A 19,529-nucleotide genomic window follows, 5' to 3' on the forward strand; every position below is an offset into this window, starting at 1 on the left:
TCTGCCTACGCCGACCCTGCCGGCGCCTTCGGTTCCCGAACCTGAGGGCTTAAGCTCACCCACCAGGGGTCACCCCCCTTGGGTTCGCGCCAGATGACCCTTCAGAATTCGTGAACCCACGGGGATCGACGGTGAAGCGTTCGTGGGCGCCGCGGACCGCGCGAGTGATGCCGATGCTGACGCCAGGCAGGATCGACGGCGCGCTCCCGGTCACTTGGACGGTGATGGTCGTGGAGCCGGACACGGTAACGACGGGCGCCTGTAGGACAGGCTCGGCGAGGGCGAAATGCACGGCTGCCGCTTGGCCCTGGGCGGCTGTGCCGTGTCGGGCGCGGGCGACGCGGAGGCCCTCTTCGGCGGCCGACAGCGCTACGTTGCCGGCGACCGACACCAGCACCGCCTGGGCCAGCACTAGGAACAGCAGCCCCACGGCCGGGAACATGATGGCGGCGGTGACGGTGGCGGAACCTGCGTCACGCAGTCGTCTTCGGGATGGGATGGGGCGGGTCATGGGCCGCTGGCGCCGGGGATGTTGCTGATCCAGCCGTTCACCTTCCCGGAGACCGCGAGGTAGACGGTGAAGGCCAGACCGGCGAATCCGGCGACGATGATGATCGTCTCGACTACGCCTGATCCTCGGTCGCTACGGGCGTCAAGGTCGGCGATGCGGTTGAGGGCGGCGGCCAAGATGCGTACCGCCACGGTGGTGATTGTGTTCATGGTCCCCCGAATTCGTGATGCGGATGTGTCAGCCGGAGCTGAGGAGTTTGGAGAAGAACGGGAAGCCGATCAGGACGACGAACCCGAGCATGAGCAGGGAGGTGGGCACCCACATCGCAGTGGTGCGGGCGTTGGCCTCGGCTCGTGCGGCGGCGGACGCTTCGTGCCGCATCGAGCCGATCTTGGCGATCAGCACGTCGTGCATCTTGGCGCCTTCCCCACCGGCGATCTCGGCGGTGTGCGCGAGATCGATCAGGTCGCCGACGTCGATGTGGGCTCCGAGTTGGGCAAGCGCGTGCCAGGGCTGCTGCTGGGCGTGGCGCGCCCGCGTCAGCGCTTGGTTGATGCGCTGGAACGGCCACCCGTTGGTGATCTGCGCGGGGTTCTCGAGCGCGGAGTTTAGGGCGGCGCCAGCTTGGCGTTCCAGCACGACCAGTTGCAGGTAGGAGGTGAAGGCGTGGCGGAAGTCGCGGCGCCGTTGCCGGGCCTGGGAACGCACGTTCCAGTCCGGGACCAGGGACAGCACCGCCGCCAGCACCAGGCTGGCGAGAACGGGCAGGGCCCAGGGCAGCGAACCCCCGGCGAGCGCCACTAGGCCGCCGAGCACCGAGGGTGCGGTCAGCCCCGTCAGGAACAGGGCGAGCTTGCCCAGCATGAACCGCTCGACCGGTCGGCCCAGCAGCGCCAGGTCCGAGCGGGGAACGGCGAGCAGCCCGGTCGGGCGCGCCACCCGGTCCGCCAGCCATCGGCCTAGACGCTCAAGCCCGCTTGGCGCGTGGCTGGCGGCTGATGCGGCGTGAAGGGGTGTGGCCTGCACACGGGCAAGCGCGGCGTTCAGGCGTGGAGGCGCTGGCCACAACTCGCGCACGAGCAGGATGAGGCCGGTGGCCGCTAGACATCCCGCGAGGACGGCCCCTGCGGTCACTGGCTCGGCCGCCGTTCAGCGCGAGCGAGCCGGGGCCGAACAAACTCTGCGAGTCCATCGCTCATGTGCAGGAATCGCGTGCCGGTTGACAGGACGGCCAGCCGTTGCATCCACACCAGTCCCGCCGTGTAAATCGCGGCCACGGCGGCGAGCACTCCTTGCCCGAGCGGCGTGCCGTATGGGGCGGCCAGAGTGTGGGAGGAGGCGAACAGCGCGCTTAGCACGGCGACGGATGCCACGATCACGATCAGCGTGGTCCGGAGGCCAGCGCGTTCGGCTTCGACGTCGCGTCGGACGATCACCTCCTGCTCCACTGCGTCGGCCAGCAGACTCAACGCCTCCCGGGTGCCGGGACCGCGTCGGCGGGCGGCCAGCAGCAGCGCGCAGGCGATCAGGTCGCCGATCGGATCGTCGAGCTCGTCGGCGAACGCTCGTAGCGCCTGCTCTGTGTCCGCGTGGTTGTTCAATCGCCCCGCGAGCACTTGGACTTGCGGGCGGATGGGGGCGGGGGCGACGCGGAAGCTGTCGGCGAGGGCTTGCTCCAGCCCGCGGCTGGCGCCGATCATCTCCGCCAGCCGCCGCGACCATTGGGCCAGTGCCTCCAGGCGCGCGATCCGGCGCTGTGGCGCGCGTCCCGACAACATCGGCGGCAACGCGTACGCTCCGGCGGCGACCGCCACGGCGGCCACCGGCCACCCGGTCAGCAGCAACACCATCAGCCCGGAACCGATCCCGGCCAGCAGCCGGTTACGCCGCTGTGACGAGGTCGCAGACCGCACCAACAACCGCAACCGATCCGGCGGACGCCCCTCCTCGCCCGCCGGATCGGTCCCTCGGACACCGGCGGCGACAACGACGATGCCGACGGCACCGCACCAGCCGGTGAATGCGGCCAAAAGGCTTGTCATGACCAGCCACCGCCCGCTTGGACGGGTTCAGCGGCCAGCAGGTCCGGATCGAAACCGTGCTCTGAAAGGTCGTTCAGCAGGGCGGCGCTGATGTGTCCACCCGCTGGGACGGCGCGGCCGTCCTCACCGGAAACGAAGATGTGGTTGCGAGTCGGCTCCGGTGAATCCGAGGGTGGGCCGACCTCCATCACCTGGGAGACGAATCGGTCGTTGCTGACCGGGTCTCGTCGCAGGTACACCACCAGTGGCTCGGCCAGGCCGAACATCAGATGCAGGTCTTCGACCGACAGGCCGAGGTCGGCGCGGCGGCCGAGCTGCACTACCCGGTTGAAGACGTGCTCGGGACGGTGGACGTGAAGGGTGCACATCGAACCGCGCGCCCCCGAGTACATGACCTCCAGCATCGGCGCGAGCTCTCCATGCCGTGCTTCACCCACGATCACCCGGTCCGGGTTCAGCCGCAGGCACGCTGGCACCAGATCCTGCAACCGCACCTGCCCGGCGCCTTCGGCGTTGGCCTGGCGCGCCTCCAGCGCGACGACGTCCGAGCGCCGATGCGCAAGGGCCGGATCGTCCAGGAACAATTCGAAGTCGCTCTCCAGCGTGATGACTCGCTCGGCTGCGGGGATTTCACCCGTGAGAGCGCGCACCAGCGTGGTCTTGCCGGTGTTGACCTCCCCGCACACGATGATGTTCCGCCGCGCCCTCACCGCCGCCGACAAGAACTCCTGCAACGTCGGCGATAGCGTCCCGTTGGCGGCGAGCTCCTCCAGGGTGGTGTCGACCAGGTGATGCACCCGGAACGCCAAATGCGGGCGCCGAGAGACCCAACCGACGACGGCCAACCGCACTCCGCCTGGCAGGGCGACGTCCAGCAGCGGAGAGGCATGCGAGAACTCCCGGCCGGAATTGCCGCGCCGCGCCAGTAGCTGCACCCACTCGATCAGGTCCTCGTCGGTCTCGGCTACTGCCGGACCCGGCTCCTTCACCCCACTGGTGTAGGTCACCCACGTTTCTCGGCAGCCGTTGACGACGATGTTCTCCACATCGCGGCTGTCCACGTACGGCTGCAACGGGCCCAGCCCGAACCGGCGGTCGAACACCAGCCGCGCCACCTGGCGCTGTGCCTCGACCGGGACCGCACGTCCCGCCGACATCTGCTCGTGCGCCCACACCTGGGCCTGCGACTCGATCACGTGCCACGCCCGCACTCGATCCACGCCGTCGGTCAGGACGTCCACCAGCCGCGCGGACACCTCACGCGCCGCCACCCACAGGTCGACTCCGTGAGATTGACCAGATGGGGCTGCGATACCGGTGAACGTGGCAGAGGTGGGCGGTGTGGAAGGGCTCCACGGTGGCCCACTCATGAGCGTCCCCCCGCTGGCATCGTGCGTGCGGCTGCCTCCACCACCGTCTGCGCGGTGACGCGAGGGTCGTCGGAAGTGGCGGTCGGCTCGTAGCGCGCCTCTGTCTGCTCACGCATCCGCTTGCCCAGACGGTCGAACGAGCGCACGAGCAGGGACGCTCGGAACGTCCTGCGTGGGCGCGCGCCGTCTGACAGCACCTGCGCATCAGCCGGCGAGCAGGGCAGCTCGGCCAGCACGGGAGCCTTCAACACGCGCCGGATCTCGGCCGCGCTATAGGGACCGTCTGAGACCAGGCACACGGCGATCTGTCCGTGATCACCTACGAGAGTCCGCAGGACGTCCAGGCGCGGCCTGGCCGCATCGATTTGCGCGAGCGTTGGCTTGAGCGCGACGACCACGAGGTCGGCGGCCTCCAGCAACGCCACCGGCATCTCCGAACCACCGAGGCGTCCCACGTCAGCGATCACATCCCCCTCACGGGTCGCCAATGCTCGGGCTACGAGGGGCCATAGAGCGGCGAGGTGCGCGGCGTGCCGAGGATCGCGGATCCCATGCAGGAGCTCGGCGCGGCCGTCCTCATCCAGCGGGACGACGCACTGCTCGAGAAGAGCGGACACGTCCGACTCGGCACTCGCCGAGGTCGTGAGTCCGAGCAGCCCTGGGCCGGCGGGCTGCCGCAACCGATCGGCCATGTAACCGGGCAGCACCCGGCGCCCCATCGGATCGCACTCGGCCAGCAGCACCTTCCCAGGCCAGGCCAGAGCCACCCCGAGCGCGGTCGTCGTCACCCCCGGCGACCCGCCGGGAGAGGCCAGACAGTACAGCGTCATTTCAGCCTCGCCTGTCCGTCACTACGAGCACGACCTGTTCGGCCGCTGCGTGCCGCGCCGTCGCACTGCTGTCTGCCTCGGGGACCAGCAACGACACCGTCACCAACTCGTCTGCACTCGGCTCGCCCACCTGGTCAACGATCGCCGGGACGTCCCCCGGTGCGGCTGCTTGGGAAGGGGCTGTTCCGGTGGCTTGGCTTTGGGGACCTGCGGTGAACACCACGCGCACACGCCAGCCGGACGCGAGCCCCGGCGGTACCGAGCTGGTCTTGAGTGGCACGGTGACCAGCGCCTGACCGCGTTCCGGGGCCACCTGCGCCGTCAACTGCGACGCTGCCAGCAACGTCCCCTTACGCAGCCCAACCGCCGCCCGCTTCCCCACGACCTGCGTCAGCTGGCGTCCCGGAACCGTCGCCACGGCCGAGTCCACCGCTACCCAAGCGACGTCGACATCGGGACGCATGATCTGCTGACCGACCGGGACCTCACGGGCCACCCGCACCACCGAGACCCGGTCGCTCGACGAACGCAACATGTACACATTGGCCAAGACGGCCAGTGCGACGAGCATGATCCCGGCCGCGATCCACCCTGGCCGTCGTTGGCGCGCCAATCGTCTCGCCGTCGCGCTGCTCGCGTTTCCGCCCGATGGCGGGGACGACGATGACGAGCCAGGTTGTGAGGTCTTCTTGCTGATCGACGTCATGACGCCCCTCATCCGTACAGGCCCTGGGCCTCGGCGATCCGCAACCGGAAACTCGTCGACCGGCTCAACGGCGGCAACACCCCGCTGGCGCCTTCCGAGCTCCGCCATGTCCCGCCCCAAATCACTGCCACCCGCACTCGATAAGCACCGTCCGGCTGAGCCGCCGATGACCGCACATAGGTGTGCGAACAGTTCGTGTGCTGCGAGGTTGCCGACTCGGTCGCAACGTACGGCGCCCCAGGCCCTGGACAGCGGACCGCATGGCGCCCGTCGCCCGGCTCGATCGACATCCGCTGCGGGATGGCGGACACCTCGACCCACGCTTCACCGGCCGACGCCCGTCCTCCCAACGACCGCCAGTTCGTCACCCAGAACCACTCCGGCAACCCGACCAGCCCAGCGGCCCGACGTGGCGGAGCCGTTCGCACGCGTGGAGCGGGAATCGGCAACCGTCTCCATTCCTCCATCGCCAACTGCGCAGGCGACACCTTAGGGCCGCCTTCCTTCCGGCGAACGGGAGTGCAGACCTGAACGTTGTCCTTTACGGTCTTGCATTCATGAGGGCCGATGGACTGTTCCTCATCACCCTTTGAAGGAGCGGTGTTCTCCGATGGCCCTTCGGGCTCGCCTGTGGAGCCACCTGGCCTTCCATCCTGCTCGGCGCCGAACCAGTAGCTGCGGATATTCCCGTCGACAACCGGTGGGGTCGGCTCTTGAGGGGACGAAATCGTGACGACGAGACTGAGTGGGGTCGCCGCAGTGAGGACTATGAGAGAGATGGGCATCGCTCAGCAGCCCTTTCCGTAGGAGACCGTTTTTGTGACACGCCATCGACCGTCGGGTTCCTTGGACAGATAGGCCTTGATGCTCTCCTTCTCGATACCGCGATTGATCTTCTTGCCTGTGAGCGTGTTCATTACCCCCGCATCGCGCGAGTCTTGGCAGTCGCGCAGCGTGGCATCCGTACCATTGACCTGGATCTCCCGCACATGTGCGACCACTTTTCCGTACGATGCGATGTTCTCTTCGTTCATTTCTTGGGTTCTGTTGATCACCCTGGTTAGTTGAGGGTCGGTCATGTGGCGCGCGAGCTCCTGCTGGCGAGTACCGGTCGGCAACGAGTCGGCGCGGTCGAGGATCTCGATGAATGCGATGTAAGAACGCTTGATCGCCTCAGCCTCGGACTGCGGCGGCGGCGATTCCGAGGGTGACTTAGCTGCGGTTGGCAGCGGAACGGACGATTCCTCGGCAGTGCACCCTGTCAGGAGCAGCAGGGCGACTACGGCCATCATCCACCGTCGAGGCGTGAGCTTGGCCGGCCGCATCGCCTGCACGATCACGATGCAAATCATCGCCATCGCCCACAACGCCAGTACGGTGAGGGCCTCAGGCGACACCATCACGTTCCTCCCTAATCGCATTGGCTGTGGTGGGGAGCAGCGCGGTCACCCATTTGCCGATCGGCGAGTGGGTGCGCTCCACGTGGAATGCGGTGGCCACCGCCTGGACCAGAGGGAGCCCCCATCCACCCGGTCGGTCATCGTCGTCCCCAAGGGCCCGAGGGTCGGGGGTGATGTCGTCCGGTGCCAGGGTCCGGACCATCCCGACGATCGGCATTTCCGTGGAGGCGTCCCAGACGCCGATCACCAACCCGATTCCGAACCACCGCAGGTGGAGGGTGATCTGGTCGGTGGGCTCCGACGTCCGGATGGCATTGGTGACCAACTCGCTGACGACCAGAGCGGCGTCGTCCACCGAGACCGGAAGGCGCCATTTGCAAAGCGCCGTGATGGTCTGGTTGCGGGCCATGCAGACGCTCCCGCGCTGAGCGGGGTAGTGGCGAGTTCTGGCCTGTCTGGTCGGTCTTGTGGTCATGGTGCTCACACATCCTCGGGGGTGGTGCCGCTGACCGTTGTAAGCGACGTTGCGTTGACGGGTTAGTTGTTCACCTCGCGTGGGTTCTCAGACCCGTTGATGTCGGTGAGGCGACAGTGCAGAGGTAAGTGTTTCCGGAGTTATGCATCGTGTCCGAATTCTCTTTGGTGAGGGTGCGGGCACGATGCGAAACACTCGACGTCGTCTTGGGTATCGTTTCTCGCGCTTTATCGTGTCCAGCGCGCATGGCGAGGCGTGAGCGCCACTGCGCTCAAGAACTGATTGCTTTGCTAGGAATTGAGCTCGGACACCAACAGAGGGTCACGTGCTATTAGCCCTTGTCGTGTCGGGACTTTCACACGCCTTGCGCCCCTGGCCGGGTGAGGTTGCCAGTGTCAGGACGGCCCGAGCGTGTCCATTGGGCTGCGCACGCCCCGGTCGCGCAAATGCGGCTCGATGGCGGCCGCCTGGGCGAGAAGCCGGCATGCATTGGTGTCCGCGGCAGCGTCGGTAACGGGTCGGGCAGCGTTCATGATCCAACTCACCCCCTTGACCCAACTGATGCCGTGGCGGAGCCTGCCGCAGGCGGTCGTGGTGGTGTTGTTCAGTTCGGGGCTGATGGCGATGGCCTCGTTCGCGATGCCGATCGCCGTCAGTTCGAGGTCAAGGACCTTACGGTCGGCCAACGCATCGCTCTCACGGCGCAGGGCGTAGGGGTCGGGCTGCAGGCCTCTCCAATGAGCGGGCTGGAACAGCGCCGCCTGCGCGGGCGCGTAAGTGTGGATGATCCGTGTCAGGGCCTGCGCGGCCGGGACGAAGACCGCACGGGCGCCAACGGCTTTCCCGTCTGACCATCCTGCTGTGAGGGCGTCCTTGCCCATGATGTATCCCCCGTGGAGTCGTCACCTGAACGATCCGTCTTCACTTATAAGTGAAGACATCCACGGAGAGTAGTCGTACCAACTCGCTCTGTCAACGGATTGGGTGCTGATCGTCGCCGTGTCTCGGAGTAAAAGTGATGGACGGCGTGTGTCTCAACACGTGCCGTGGTGAGAGGCAGCTCGTTCGTCTGGGGATTCAGAAGGGGCGGGGATGCCAGCGAACCGGAAGGGTCCGAAGGCCGCGCATCATCCGGCTGGGACGCCAGACAAGCTGTTCGGGCGTGGCGTCCAGGCGCAGCTCGGGGAGACGGCGTAGCAGGGTCTCCAGGGCTATGCGGGCTTCAGCGCGGGCCAGTACGGATCCCAAGCAGTAGTGGGGCCCGTGACCGAACGCCAGGTGGCCGTGCCGCCCCCCGGCGCGGGCGAGGTCGAGGGCCGCGGGGGCTGGGTAATAGGCAGGGTCGCGATTGGCCGCACCGATACAGATCATGACGATCTGCTCGGCGGGGATCACGGTAGGGCCGTAGGCGACCGGCTCGCTAGTGAACCGGACGGTGGCGATCCCGAGGGGCGAGTCGTAGCGCAGAAATTCCTCGATGGCTGGGGCGAGGAGGTCGGGATCGGTGGCCACTGCGGCCTGCTGATCGGGATTGAGCAGCAGGGCCAGCACGGCGTTGCCGATCAGGTTTGTGGTCGTCTCATGTCCTGCGATCACCAGTAGCGCCGCAAGCGACACCACTTCCTCCTGGCTGAGGCGGTCACCGCTATGTCGGGCCGCGATCAGGGTGTCGAGCAGATCCCCGTCCTCGCCTGGAGGGGCTGGGCTCCGGTTGGCGCGGTGGTACCTGCTGGCGACCAAGGCCGTCATGTAGTCGGCGATGTAGTGGGAGGCCTCGTCGCGGACGGTGGCGTCGGCAGTGGTGAACAGGGTGTCGGACCAGTAGCGGAGCTGGGGGCGGTCGTTTTCAGGGACCCCCAGTAGCTCGCAGATAACGGTGACCGGCAGCGGTACGGCGAACTCGGCGATCAGGTCGGCGGCGCCCTGAGGCGCGATCGTCTCCAGCAGTTGGTCAGTGATCTGCTGGATGCGGGGGCGAAGCCGGTCCACGGCGGTGGAGGTGAACGCCTGGGCGGCCAGGCGGCGCAACCGCGTGTGGTCGGGAGGATCGGTAGCCAGCATCGTGGCCTGTATCGCCGGGGCGATGTCGCGACGGTTGCCGAACAGGTACCCGAAGCGGCGAGTGTCCCTGCTCAGCCTGGGGTCGGCCAAGGCGGCGCGGGCCTGCGCAAATCCGGTGATCAACCAGGCGTGGTGGCCGCGGGAGGAGACTTGCACCCGCTGCACCGGGCTCTGGCTGCGGAGGCGGTCAAAGACCTGGTACGGGTCGCGGTGGAAGTCGGCGTCGAACACGAGGGACTCCTCGATAGGGATCGCGGGACGCTACGGCGTCATGAACGTGGGCGAGGCGTGCCCTCAGCGAGGGCCTCCACGGGTACGTCGGCAGTGGCGGAGAACGCTAAGGACACCTCCATCAGCCAGCCGGCCTCGCTGTCCAGATCGCCACCGCCCTCGCTGTTCATCGTGTCCTTCTCCTGGTGGTCGGCTCGGGGGCCGGTTTCGGCGGGAATGGCACTGCGAGTCCGTCCTGCTGCAGGTCGTCCAGACTGGTAAGCGGCCAATGCCAGACGGATCGAGATCGCCTCCCGCAGTGCCGCAGATTGCCGAACCGGAAGACCGGCACCGCACGCGGTGGTCTCGGTCCCGTAGCCTTCGACGGGGTCGCGGTAGGGCCCAAGGAGCAGCAGCCCGTCACGGATCTCGATAACCCGGCGGTGCACCCCGTAGCGGTAGCTGAAACGGTCCGCCCCGCTTCTGGGCAGGACGATCTGCGGCATCGCAGCCGCGAATGCCGTCCATAGCGGGTCCAACCGCCGATACGTCCGCCAGTACCGCAGCCACCGGACCGGGGCCATCGCGACCGGCCCCCATGCGGGCAGGGTCATGCCGATTGTGATCGCCAGCGCCGCTAGAACCGGCAAGCCGACCGAGAACACGCATCCGAGAGGATGAAGTGGGCTAGGGCACGGCCTGTCATGGCCCGGCACGGGCGAGGCCAGATGCAACCACTGCGTGAGCACAACGACCGTCTTCTCGGCCAGATAGACGATCCCCAGGACGCATCCAAAGGCCACGATCCGCATCCCGCTCCGGAGTGCGGGCCGGGCGGCGAGGCCCGCGTACCGTACGGTGATCAACGCCAGGCCCGTTAGAGCACACCCCAGGAACAGTGCGTAGATCAGGGTGTAAGCGACCAGCGCGGGGCGGTCACGGTAAAGGGCACCGAAGCCGCCGATGACCGGTGGCAAGGGGCTGGAGAAGAACAGCCCGCTCATGGCGCTTACGGCAGCCAGCAGCGCTACCAGCCAGCGGCGGATGCGTACTCGGGCCTCCGCCGGTGGGCGCGTGACGCTCAGCAGATGCGCCAAGGCCGCGAAGGCGGCCACCGTCGTGCACAGGTTGGACAGCAAACGACCCAGATTGGGGAACAGCGCGCTCTCCACTTGCTGCGCCCCGTCCGAGATCAACAGCAAGGCCAAGCCGAACGTCACGAGCATCAGGCACGCCGCCCTCAGCCCAGGTGGAGGATCAGGATCGCGCAGGCCACGCGCCTTGCCTGCTGCCGCAGCGAACGTCACCGCGGCGACCGTCCAGAACACCAGGTTGATCATCGACAGCCCCCGGATGATGTGGGAGTCGTCCGCTCGCCGGCATCGGCTAGCGGCTCGGCTCACCCTTCGCATCGCGTGCTGGTGACTCGACGGCGGCGGTCTGGTCGATCGGCCCGGAACGCCGGTTCACCGAGCGGCGTCCCCAGCTGTCCTCCAACCGGGCAAGCAGGGCGGCGACGGCGGGATCGGCGACAGCGACCCGAGGCTCGGCTCGGCCGGGCCGCGACCGCTCCAAGACCAAAGTGGCGAAGTACTCGGCTTCCCGCTCTTGCTCGCTGGTGTAACTAGTACGCCCCAGCACCGTGCGCACCACTTCGGGGCTCAGATCCGGTAGCAACACTTTGGCGAGATCTTCCACGCCCACCTCGCCCCGGTGACCGGCGAGCAGATGGCCGATCTCATGCAACGCGATGTGCTCGCGATGGAATTGCGTGGTTCCCGTCGTGGTGTACACGTAGTCGGCGCCCGTAGTGGAGACATACACACCGCACAGTCCCGCTGGCATGGCGGGGATCTCCATCACCCGCAGCGGGCGGCCCGTGAGAGCGGCGACACAGGCACGGAACTGCTCGAAATCCCACGGCTCGGGGACCTCCAGCGCTTCCACACGAGCACGGCACCGCCGTCGCAGCGCACCTCGCACTGGTCACCTCCCCGATGTCAACGCCAGGCGCTCCCTCTCGGTGACCGACTTAATGCAACTCTCTCGTCACCGACTGTGATTGTGCCACAGATGGCTCAACTATCTGGAGAGGAATCGGGATCGTCAGGTCTGGTGCGCTGCTCCAAGCGGGCGGTCGACTCGATCAGTTCACCGACCATCTGCTGCGCCTCGGGCGACAACCGCAGGAAATTACGTAGGTGCGCGCCGCGTGCCCCGGTGTCGCGCAGGACGGTCAGCAGCTCGATCTGCTCCTCGACGGCCCGGAACACCTCATCGTCGAAGAAGTAGGAGGGAGGTACGCCGAAGAAGGTCGCCAGGGCCTCCAGCACCCGCTTGGTGGGATTGTCGTGCCTGCCGGTCCGCAGCTTCCACAGGGTGTTGTGTGAGATCTTCTCCCCAGTCAGCTCCTCGATCGCGGCCGCAGCCTCCTGAAGCGAGTAGGGCCCGCGGTCGTCCGGATGCATCCGGCGGAACAGGTAATCGACCTTGCGGGCCAGAGGCGGTACCTCGACGTCATCGTCCGCCATCCCCGACGCGGTGTCATCGTCGATCACAAAGCACCTCCTCTCCCGAGCCGAAGACCCTGGTCAACAGTATGGCACCGGCGTCTCTCGCAGACGCTGCACTTGCGTAACCGGAGTTGACACCTCAAGACATTCTCCGCGTTGCGCCGCTATCGTCCGCAACCGGCATTTTCCTGACCTCCCAACACCCGCACTTAAACGATCTCGGCGATCCCTTGGGATATTTGCGGAGCGGTACATCCAGGAGGAAATCCACGTGGCGAGACCTGGTGCCGCCCGCAAACGCAGGGCGGGCGACACCAGGCGATCGCAAGCGCGCGCGAGATCAATTGCCAATCACGCTGCGGCGAGCATGTTCCTCCGCGAAGAGGTGTCTGCCGGGCGGCCTAATGCTCCGGATGGCCGGGGCCGCGCAGTCGCTCAGGCGTTATGCGTTTGTATGCTGAATGGCGGATGTGGCGGAGATTCGTCCTTCCTGGATTGCGGACACGATACGGAGCTCGGCGGCTTGGCGCTGCTTGTAGAGGCGGCTTGCCGGAACGCCTTGCTCGCTGGCCAGCTTTTGGACGGACAGGCCGTCCAACCGTGTCGCGATGATCAGTTCGGCGGCAGCCGGAGTGATGATCTCTTGACGTGCAGCGTTCAGGAGTAGCGCGACCGGGTCGGTCTCGGAGATGGATGCCGGGGCAGGCAGCTCATCGGGGTCGTAGGGCACGTCGCGCATTTCCCGACCGCGAGCGCGTAGTGCTCCCTTGCGTGCCCACAGCATCAGCCGGGCGGCGATGTGCGGACGTTCGATGTCGATGCGCGCCAGCTGCGCGACGAACTCGGTTAGCAGTTCCGAGACGATGTCGTCGGTGAGTCGGCTTGGGCTGAAGCGGATGACCCGGGCTGCGATGCTCTTCAGACCTGGCATCGCCACTCCGGCGCAACCCACCACCCAGGCGGGGCCCCCAGTCCGAGCCCGGTGGATGAGCTGCCGCCACACTGCGTCCTTGAACTCGTCGGACGAGTCCCGGTCCAGCAGCAGGGCCCGTAGCTCGCGCAGGTCGACCGGCCTGGCGGGCAGGCCGTGCCCGATGACGGATCCCTCGATTGCAAGCGGGTTCGGACCGGTGGTCAGCAGAACGAATGAGCGCTCGGCCACGGTCAGCGCGTTGCTCGACCGCTGACCGGTGGTTGCACTGGCCGGACGCTGGTCGTTGATCTGGTGGTTGGTCATGACGCCCCCGAAGGTCGTGACGGATCGACGGCGTCAGGTATCGGTGACGGTGTGTGCAGATGATGAGCACCTCGTGGGCGGGGACGGTGTCCACGGTGTGTTCATGATCTGCTTAGAAGCGCAGTGACCTGCGAGAACACTGTGTGTCAGTCGTACTCCCGCCCGGGGAGGTAAAGCCGGGCAAGTGCTCAAAACGGCAACTGCCTGGGCCTTCATCGACTACAGGGTTTCTTGGTAAAGGATCTCCGATCGGTCACCGGACACCTTGCCTGACGACACCCAGGGCGATCACAGCAGGCACAGGTCTTAGCCGATGGATTGAAGTTGTGTCGCAGCCGTCGGCGGTCACTGCTCACGCTCATGTCCCGGACCGCACGCTCGGCACGCGCAAGCGATGCCTCTGATATTGGGCAGTCCGACGCCAGCGGCGCTTGTCTTTCAGCCGCGCTCAACGTGTTGCTCTGAGGGACTACCAGTTTGAAATAGTTCGCTTAGTGGCTCGAAGTTGAGATATTTCCAACATGTGCGAACAGGTTGGCCGGCTTGTCCCGCAGGATGCGGTCCTCTGTTTGTTGATCGTGTCCAGCACTTGACCCACCGTGAGAGTCGTTCCTTCATTGATGCTGTCCGGCGTCATTCGCTGGTGTGGATGACGCATGCCCGAAAGAAGGAGAACGGGGAAATGGGAACGGGAAATTGGGGCCTGTCGACCGCAGGCCAGTGGCTGTGGGGGGCGGAGCCCATGCGCTGGCGTCGGGTGTACCAGGGCCGGGAAGACCAGGTGCGCACGGCGCGGATGTTCGTCGCGATGCTGTTCGAGGGCACCGGGCGTGAGGAGGATGCGGCGGTGGTGGCGGCCGAGCTGGCCACCAACGCGGTCCGGCACTCGCGTTCGGGAGGCGAGCAGGGCTGGTTCGGTCTGGAGGTGACGCTGGGCGAATTCGCACGCGTCGCGGTGACTGACCTGGGTGGGGGCTGCGTGCCCACGATCCGGTCCGAGATGCCGGGGTGTGAACCGCGGGTGGGCGGCTACGGCCTGCTCACGGTGTCCAAGCTGGCGCTGACGACCGGTGTCCACGGCAGTTCGGCCAACGGGTTCACCGTCTGGGCGAACATGGACCTTCGCCTCCCCGCCCAGTCCGGCACCGGGCAGGCGGCCTCGCTGGTCTCATGAGGAGAGGCCAGCCTGGGCTTATCAGGCTGGCCCCTCTGGGGACAGAGTAGAGGCAACATCGGCAGGTCAGGGCCCCGCCCGTAGACCCAGTCTCACTGGGCTGCGGACGGGGCCGTCGCCGTTATGGCGATCTGTATGCATTTACTCGCTGGCGCGCCTCGGCGGCCGTCTCGTCTTTCCGGGGTTTGGTTGCCCCTTCTTTTCGGGGTTCTTTTCGGGATTCTGTCTATGAGAAGAAGGCCCGGTCGGCGGCGTCTGGGCAGGTCGCTGCGGGTGGTGCATATTCTGTTCGTGGCCCCGACTCGTCACCAGGGCGACCCCTGGTAATAGCTCGCGTGCTGGGAGTGGAACTGTTCTGTCCCCGCCGTTCTCCGCTGACCGCTCCCTATATCGCCCCGCATTGGCTAATTCCTTGGACAGGCTGATCGCCGGCCCCCGCGTGCCCCGAGCGAGGTCGCATGCCGCTGAGTCGCCTTGCCGCCACCGCTTATCACCTGCAGCGAGGCACGATACGACCTTCTGAATAGCGTTGCCGGGCCCGGAAACCGCGCCTTCTCCGCAGCGGGCCTCTGAAAAGACGTACGGCCGAACGAGGGTGCGGTTATTAATCAGTGCAATTCTGCTTTGCCGCTGGGTGGGTTTAGTGGCGCGGGGTGTAGTTGGTTAGGTGGTTCAGCCGTTGAGGTGAATAAAAAACGCGGCCGAAGATGCTTGCCTAGTGGCGCGGCATCGAGAAATGGTCGAGCTCCCGATGAAGGGGAACGGCACCGGAAATCCCGGTCGCCGGGCGCATCGAATGGGAGTCGAAATGGCCGCGAAGAACATCACCACCAATGGCGACACCGGGAACGGCGTCACGGGCACCGAGAACACCGGAAACGGCACCGACGCAATCACGGGCGGGGCGCGTCCGTCCGGGGCGGCTGGGGACGTGTGGGACGCGCTGACGGCCAATCCCGGCGCCAGTGTGACCGCGATCGCCGAGGCGTCGGGCGTCAGCCGCGCGACGGTGGCGCGGACCCTGACCGCCCTGGAACAGGACGGGCACGCCACCCGCACACGCGGCGGACACGACGGCGGCAAGCGCCAGCCCGACACCTGGCAACCGGTCACGGCCACCACCGGAACCGCTGACACCACGACCACCGACACCGCACCGGAGGCGTCCGGCGAAGACGCGCCAACGGCTGACGTTCCCGCTACCGGCACGCCGACCGGTGCGGACACCGCCACCACGACCCAGGACGCCAACGCCGGTGATGCCGACGCCGGGGAGGCAGAAGCGGGCGCGGGGATGGATGCGACGGCGGTGGCCGAGGCACGTGACGCGCTGACGGCGCTGCGCGAGGCGGTCGGGGCGGCGCTGTCCGGTCTGGACGCCGGTGATGGCGCGGCGGCGCTGACGGCGGTGGAGGCCGCCTACGGCGGGTCGGGCAAGGCGCGGCGGCTGGTGCGCGCCGCTGCGAATGGCCGTCCGCGTACGGCGTCGGGTGCGCCGCGTTCCGGGCCGGGTGAGATGCGCGCGAAGGTCGCCGGGCACCTGACCGCCCACCCCGGGGCGGAGTTCACCCCGCACGAGATCGCCAAGGTGATCGGGCACTCGGCGGGCGCGGTGTCCAACGCCCTGGACCGCCTCACCGAGGCCGGTGAGGCCGAGCTGGTGTGCGACCGGCCGCGCCGCTTCACCGCCCCCGCCGCGAACTGACCTCACGCCCACGGGGCGGGCGCGCCACCCGCCCGCCCCTGCCGTCCCGAAAACCACGACATCTCAAGGAGCCGTGTCATGACCACCGTGCCGACCGCCTCGACCACCGCCCCGACGAGCGCCTCGACGAGCGCCTCGACGAGTGCCACTGCGCCACCCGCCGCACCCGCGTCTGCTGGTGCCGGTCGCCTCGGGCAAGGCGAACTGCGCCGCAAGGTCGCCGCCATCCTCGCCGACCACCCCGGGGCCTCGTTCAGCCCAGGGGAGATCGCCCGGATGCTGGACCGGTCCGCCGGGGCGGTCGGGAACGCGCTGACGACGCTGGCAGACCGTAAGCAGGCCAAGCTGGTGTCGACCGGGCCGCGCCGCTACCGCGCCACCTTCACCACCGCCGACGCCGTCAAGGGCGGGTCCAGCAGCCGGACGGCGCGCCGTGCCGCCGCACCCGCCCCGAAGACCCAACCCGCCCCGAAGGCCGAGCCCGCGCCCACCCCGAGCACGTCAGGGAAGGACGGGAACGCCGCCGATGGCCCGGTGGTACGTCCGAACGGGCAGACCTATCACCCGCGCCGGTTGGCGGACCTGCCGGACGTGGCGGCGCTGCGGCGGCTGCGGGAGGCGTCCATCCCGGCGATGTTGTACGGGCCGCCCGGGACCGGGAAGACGTCCCTGGTCGAGGCCGCGTTCCCCGACCTGATCACGGTGGCCGGGGACGGCGACACCGCCGTGGCCGATTTCGTCGGCGAGTACACCCAGGCCCCGGGCGGCGGATACGAGTTCGTCTACGGGCCGCTGGTGACGGCGATGACCGAGGGCCGCGCGCTGCTCATCGATGACGCCACCCTCATCTCGCCCAAGGTGCTGGCGGTGGTGTACCCGGCGATGGACGGGCGCAGGCAGATCACCGTCAAGGCCCACAAGGGCGAGACGATCACCGCCAAAGATGGCTTCTACGTGGTGGCCGGGCACAACCCCGGCGTGCACGGTGCCGTGCTCACCGAGGCCTTGGCCTCCCGGTTCGCCGCGCAGATCCAGGTGTCGACCGACTACGAACTGGCCAGCAAGCTCGACATCCACCCGCGCGCGGTGCGCGTCGCGCGGAACCTGGCCCGCCGTCAATCCTCCGGCGAGATCGGCTGGTCCCCGCAACTGCGGGAGCTGATCAACTTCCAGAAGATCGCCGGTGTTCTCGGCCCCGAGGCGGCGGTGGCCAATCTTCTCGGTGTCGCGCCCGAAGAAGACCGTGACGTGGTCGCCGAGGTCGTGTCCGGCGTCTACGGACGCGCCGTCACCCCGCTCGCCCTCGGCCAGCAGATCTGACCCGCACCCGCCCGCCCGCACATCCCCGCGTCTCAGCACGCGCCCAAACGCACGGAGGAACCATGGCCACCCACGTCATCCCCGCACCCACCGCACCGACCGGCACCGGAACGGGCACAGCGCCCGCTACCTCGGCACCCGCCCACGGGCCCGCGCCCGTGACCGGGCTGGGCGGGGCGTGGTTGCCGCTGTCAGCCGCGTTCACTGACGCGGTGACCGATCTGACCGACCGGGAAGACCTCACCGTGCGGTGTGCGCCCGGGCTGGGGCGCGGTGCGCCCGGTTGCTACGTCCCGTCGCTGGCCACCATCGAACTCGACGGCACCCACCTCGGCCAGCAACCCGGCACCTGTGACCCGACCCGCCCGGCCGACCGGGAACGCTATCCGGCCCTGTGGGGCGTGCTGACGCATGAGGCCGCGCACGCTACCCACACCCGCTGGAGCATCCCGGGCGATCCGTCTGCCGCCGCAGCTCAGGCTGCACTCGCGCTGGAAGAGTCACGGATCGAGGTGGCCCAGATTCGCCGCCGCCCGGCCGACCGCCGTTGGATTCGGGCCTGCGTGACGCGCCTGGTGTTCGCCGAGTTCATCTCACCCACCACCGCACCTCCGGTCATGCCGCCCGCCGCCTCGTCCGGCACTCCGCCGGTCACGACACCGAACACGGCGATGACGCCATGGAACGCCGGGTACGCCGCCGCGCTGCTGCTGGCCCGCACCGATGCAGGAATCCTCGAACCAACCGAAACCAAGAAGCTGGCCGCCACGGTCCTCGGCGTGCTCGGACCGACCCGGTTGAGTGCCCTGGCCGCCCTGTGGCATCTCGCGCACGCCACCCGCGACGACGACGCCGACACCATGATGGACCTGGGGCGCCGGTGGTGCCGCATCCTGGACGTCAACCCCGACCTCCCCGCTCCACCGCCCGAGCCCGGGACGCCCGGCGCGTCGGGTGACCCGTCGGCGCTGGCCGAGGCGGTCGGTGCGACCATGACCGCCGTTGATGCCTCCCAGCCCGCGCCGCCCGCTGCCGGGCCGGAGCCGAGCGCGTCGCAGAAGCGCCGCCAGGAGAAGGACGCCCGGGACGCCGCCGACCGCGCCGCCCGCCGCGTGTTCAGCGCCAGCACTACAGGCACCGGGCGCCGGGGCCAGACCGAGATCACCGGGACCCGCCAGCCCCGGCCCGGTGAGCAGGCCGCCGCGCGCCGCCTGGCCCGGCAGTTGCGCGCAGCATCGCACCGCGATCGCGTCACCACCGCCCACACCTCACCCACCCCGCCCGGACGGCTCAGCATGCGCGGCGCGCTGGCCGCCGACGCCCAGCGCGCCGCCGGGACCATTCCGACCGCCGAGCCCTTCACCCAGACCATCCGCCGCCACGTGCCCGCGCCGCCGCTGCGGCTCGGCATCGCCTGCGATGTGTCCGGGTCCATGAACGCCATGGCCGAGCCGGTCGCGTCCGCCGCGTGGATCATGGCCCGCGCCGCCGGGCACCTGCCCGACGCCGTCTCGGCCACCGTCATCTTCGGCTCCCGCGTCCGTCCGGTCACCCACCCCGGGCGCACCCCGGCCGCTGTGACCGAGTTCGCCGCCCGCGATTCCCGCGAAGACTTCGTCCAGGCCGTCGACGCCCTCACATCGGCTCTGGATCTGACCCGCCCCGGCGCCGCCCGGCTGCTGGTCATCGTGTCCGACGGCCTCTTCAAAGACGACCAGCCCACCGAAGGGCAGCAGCGCATCGACCGGCTGACCGCCACCGGATGCGCCGTGCTGTGGCTGTCGCTGTCCGCCCGTACCAGGCCCATGAACGGCGCGCACCTGGTCACCCTCACCAATCCCGCCACCGCCGCCGACACGATCGGCACCGCCGCCGTCCGCGCCCTGCGCACCGCCTGACAACCCCGCCGCCCCGTGCGTCGCTGGAACGGACGCACCGGGGCGGCCCAACCCTGCACCCACCAGCCCGCGCATCT

The 19,529-nt window shown here is 68.2% G+C and carries 19 protein-coding genes; 4 read left to right on the plus strand and 15 right to left on the minus strand.

Features of this window, described 5'->3' with window-relative positions; genetic code table 11:
- Positions 1-55: 55 nt before the first annotated feature.
- The 15 genes from ACH34S_RS35230 to ACH34S_RS35300 form a co-directional block, all read right to left on the minus strand.
- Positions 56-430, minus strand: coding sequence for a hypothetical protein (locus ACH34S_RS35230; RefSeq protein WP_395957224.1), 375 nt, complete (start codon positions 428-430; stop codon positions 56-58).
- 77 nt (positions 431-507) lie between these two features.
- On the minus strand, positions 508-702 hold the full coding sequence (locus ACH34S_RS35235) for a hypothetical protein (RefSeq protein WP_395957225.1): 195 nt from the start codon (positions 700-702) through the stop codon (positions 508-510).
- A gap of 46 nt (positions 703-748) precedes the next feature.
- Positions 749-1,450 (minus strand): hypothetical protein, encoded by a 702-nt coding sequence (locus ACH34S_RS35240; protein WP_395957226.1) that lies wholly within the window; start codon positions 1,448-1,450, stop codon positions 749-751.
- Between the two features lie 191 nt (positions 1,451-1,641).
- Positions 1,642-2,553 (minus strand): type II secretion system F family protein, encoded by a 912-nt coding sequence (locus ACH34S_RS35245; RefSeq protein WP_395957227.1) that lies wholly within the window; start codon positions 2,551-2,553, stop codon positions 1,642-1,644.
- Positions 2,550-3,728 (minus strand): CpaF family protein, encoded by a 1,179-nt coding sequence (locus ACH34S_RS35250; protein ID WP_395957228.1) that lies wholly within the window; start codon positions 3,726-3,728, stop codon positions 2,550-2,552. The genes ACH34S_RS35245 and ACH34S_RS35250 overlap by 4 nt, the downstream gene beginning before the upstream one ends.
- Positions 3,729-3,919: 191 nt before the next feature.
- Entirely contained in the window at positions 3,920-4,711 is a 792-nt protein-coding gene (locus ACH34S_RS35255) for a hypothetical protein (RefSeq protein ID WP_395957229.1), read from the minus strand.
- A 43-nt stretch (positions 4,712-4,754) separates the two neighbouring features.
- The gene (locus tag ACH34S_RS35260) at positions 4,755-5,459 is read right to left on the minus strand and encodes a hypothetical protein (RefSeq protein ID WP_395957230.1); all 705 of its coding nucleotides are present in this window, start codon (positions 5,457-5,459) and stop codon (positions 4,755-4,757) included.
- A gap of 788 nt (positions 5,460-6,247) precedes the next feature.
- On the minus strand, positions 6,248-6,859 hold the full coding sequence (locus ACH34S_RS35265) for a hypothetical protein (RefSeq protein ID WP_395957231.1): 612 nt from the start codon (positions 6,857-6,859) through the stop codon (positions 6,248-6,250).
- Positions 6,846-7,268: an ATP-binding protein gene (locus ACH34S_RS35270; protein WP_395957232.1), complete on the minus strand. Its 423-nt coding sequence runs from the start codon at positions 7,266-7,268 to the stop codon at positions 6,846-6,848. Before ACH34S_RS35270 ends, ACH34S_RS35265 begins: the two co-directional genes overlap by 14 nt.
- Positions 7,269-7,729: 461 nt before the next feature.
- Positions 7,730-8,215: a hypothetical protein gene (locus tag ACH34S_RS35275; RefSeq protein WP_395957233.1), complete on the minus strand. Its 486-nt coding sequence runs from the start codon at positions 8,213-8,215 to the stop codon at positions 7,730-7,732.
- A gap of 196 nt (positions 8,216-8,411) precedes the next feature.
- Positions 8,412-9,626, minus strand: coding sequence for a cytochrome P450 (locus ACH34S_RS35280; protein ID WP_395957234.1), 1,215 nt, complete (start codon positions 9,624-9,626; stop codon positions 8,412-8,414).
- Between the two features lie 38 nt (positions 9,627-9,664).
- Positions 9,665-10,945, minus strand: a complete 1,281-nt coding sequence (locus ACH34S_RS35285) for an MAB_1171c family putative transporter (protein WP_395957235.1) — start codon at positions 10,943-10,945, stop codon at positions 9,665-9,667.
- A gap of 46 nt (positions 10,946-10,991) precedes the next feature.
- Positions 10,992-11,552: a hypothetical protein gene (locus ACH34S_RS35290; RefSeq protein ID WP_395957236.1), complete on the minus strand. Its 561-nt coding sequence runs from the start codon at positions 11,550-11,552 to the stop codon at positions 10,992-10,994.
- Positions 11,553-11,683: 131 nt separating this feature from the next.
- Positions 11,684-12,163, minus strand: coding sequence for a helix-turn-helix domain-containing protein (locus ACH34S_RS35295; protein WP_395957237.1), 480 nt, complete (start codon positions 12,161-12,163; stop codon positions 11,684-11,686).
- A gap of 397 nt (positions 12,164-12,560) precedes the next feature.
- Positions 12,561-13,355, minus strand: a complete 795-nt coding sequence (locus ACH34S_RS35300; protein ID WP_395957238.1) for a hypothetical protein — start codon at positions 13,353-13,355, stop codon at positions 12,561-12,563.
- Between the two features lie 682 nt (positions 13,356-14,037).
- Here ACH34S_RS35300 and ACH34S_RS35305 point away from each other — a divergent pair.
- The 4 genes from ACH34S_RS35305 to ACH34S_RS35320 all read left to right on the plus strand — a co-directional run bounded on the left by ACH34S_RS35305 (position 14,038) and on the right by ACH34S_RS35320 (position 19,452).
- Entirely contained in the window at positions 14,038-14,529 is a 492-nt protein-coding gene (locus ACH34S_RS35305) for an ATP-binding protein (protein WP_395957239.1), read from the plus strand.
- A gap of 808 nt (positions 14,530-15,337) precedes the next feature.
- Positions 15,338-16,234, plus strand: coding sequence for a MarR family transcriptional regulator (locus tag ACH34S_RS35310; protein ID WP_395957240.1), 897 nt, complete (start codon positions 15,338-15,340; stop codon positions 16,232-16,234).
- Between the two features lie 78 nt (positions 16,235-16,312).
- Positions 16,313-17,554: an AAA family ATPase gene (locus tag ACH34S_RS35315; protein WP_395957241.1), complete on the plus strand. Its 1,242-nt coding sequence runs from the start codon at positions 16,313-16,315 to the stop codon at positions 17,552-17,554.
- Between the two features lie 62 nt (positions 17,555-17,616).
- Complete coding sequence (locus ACH34S_RS35320; protein WP_395957242.1) at positions 17,617-19,452, plus strand: hypothetical protein; 1,836 nt, start codon at positions 17,617-17,619, stop codon at positions 19,450-19,452.
- The last annotated feature ends 77 nt before the right edge of the window (positions 19,453-19,529 follow it).

It is taken from the genome of Actinomadura sp. 3N508, assembly GCF_044326375.1.
In the GTDB taxonomy this organism is placed as follows: Bacteria; Actinomycetota; Actinomycetes; order Streptosporangiales; family Streptosporangiaceae; genus Spirillospora.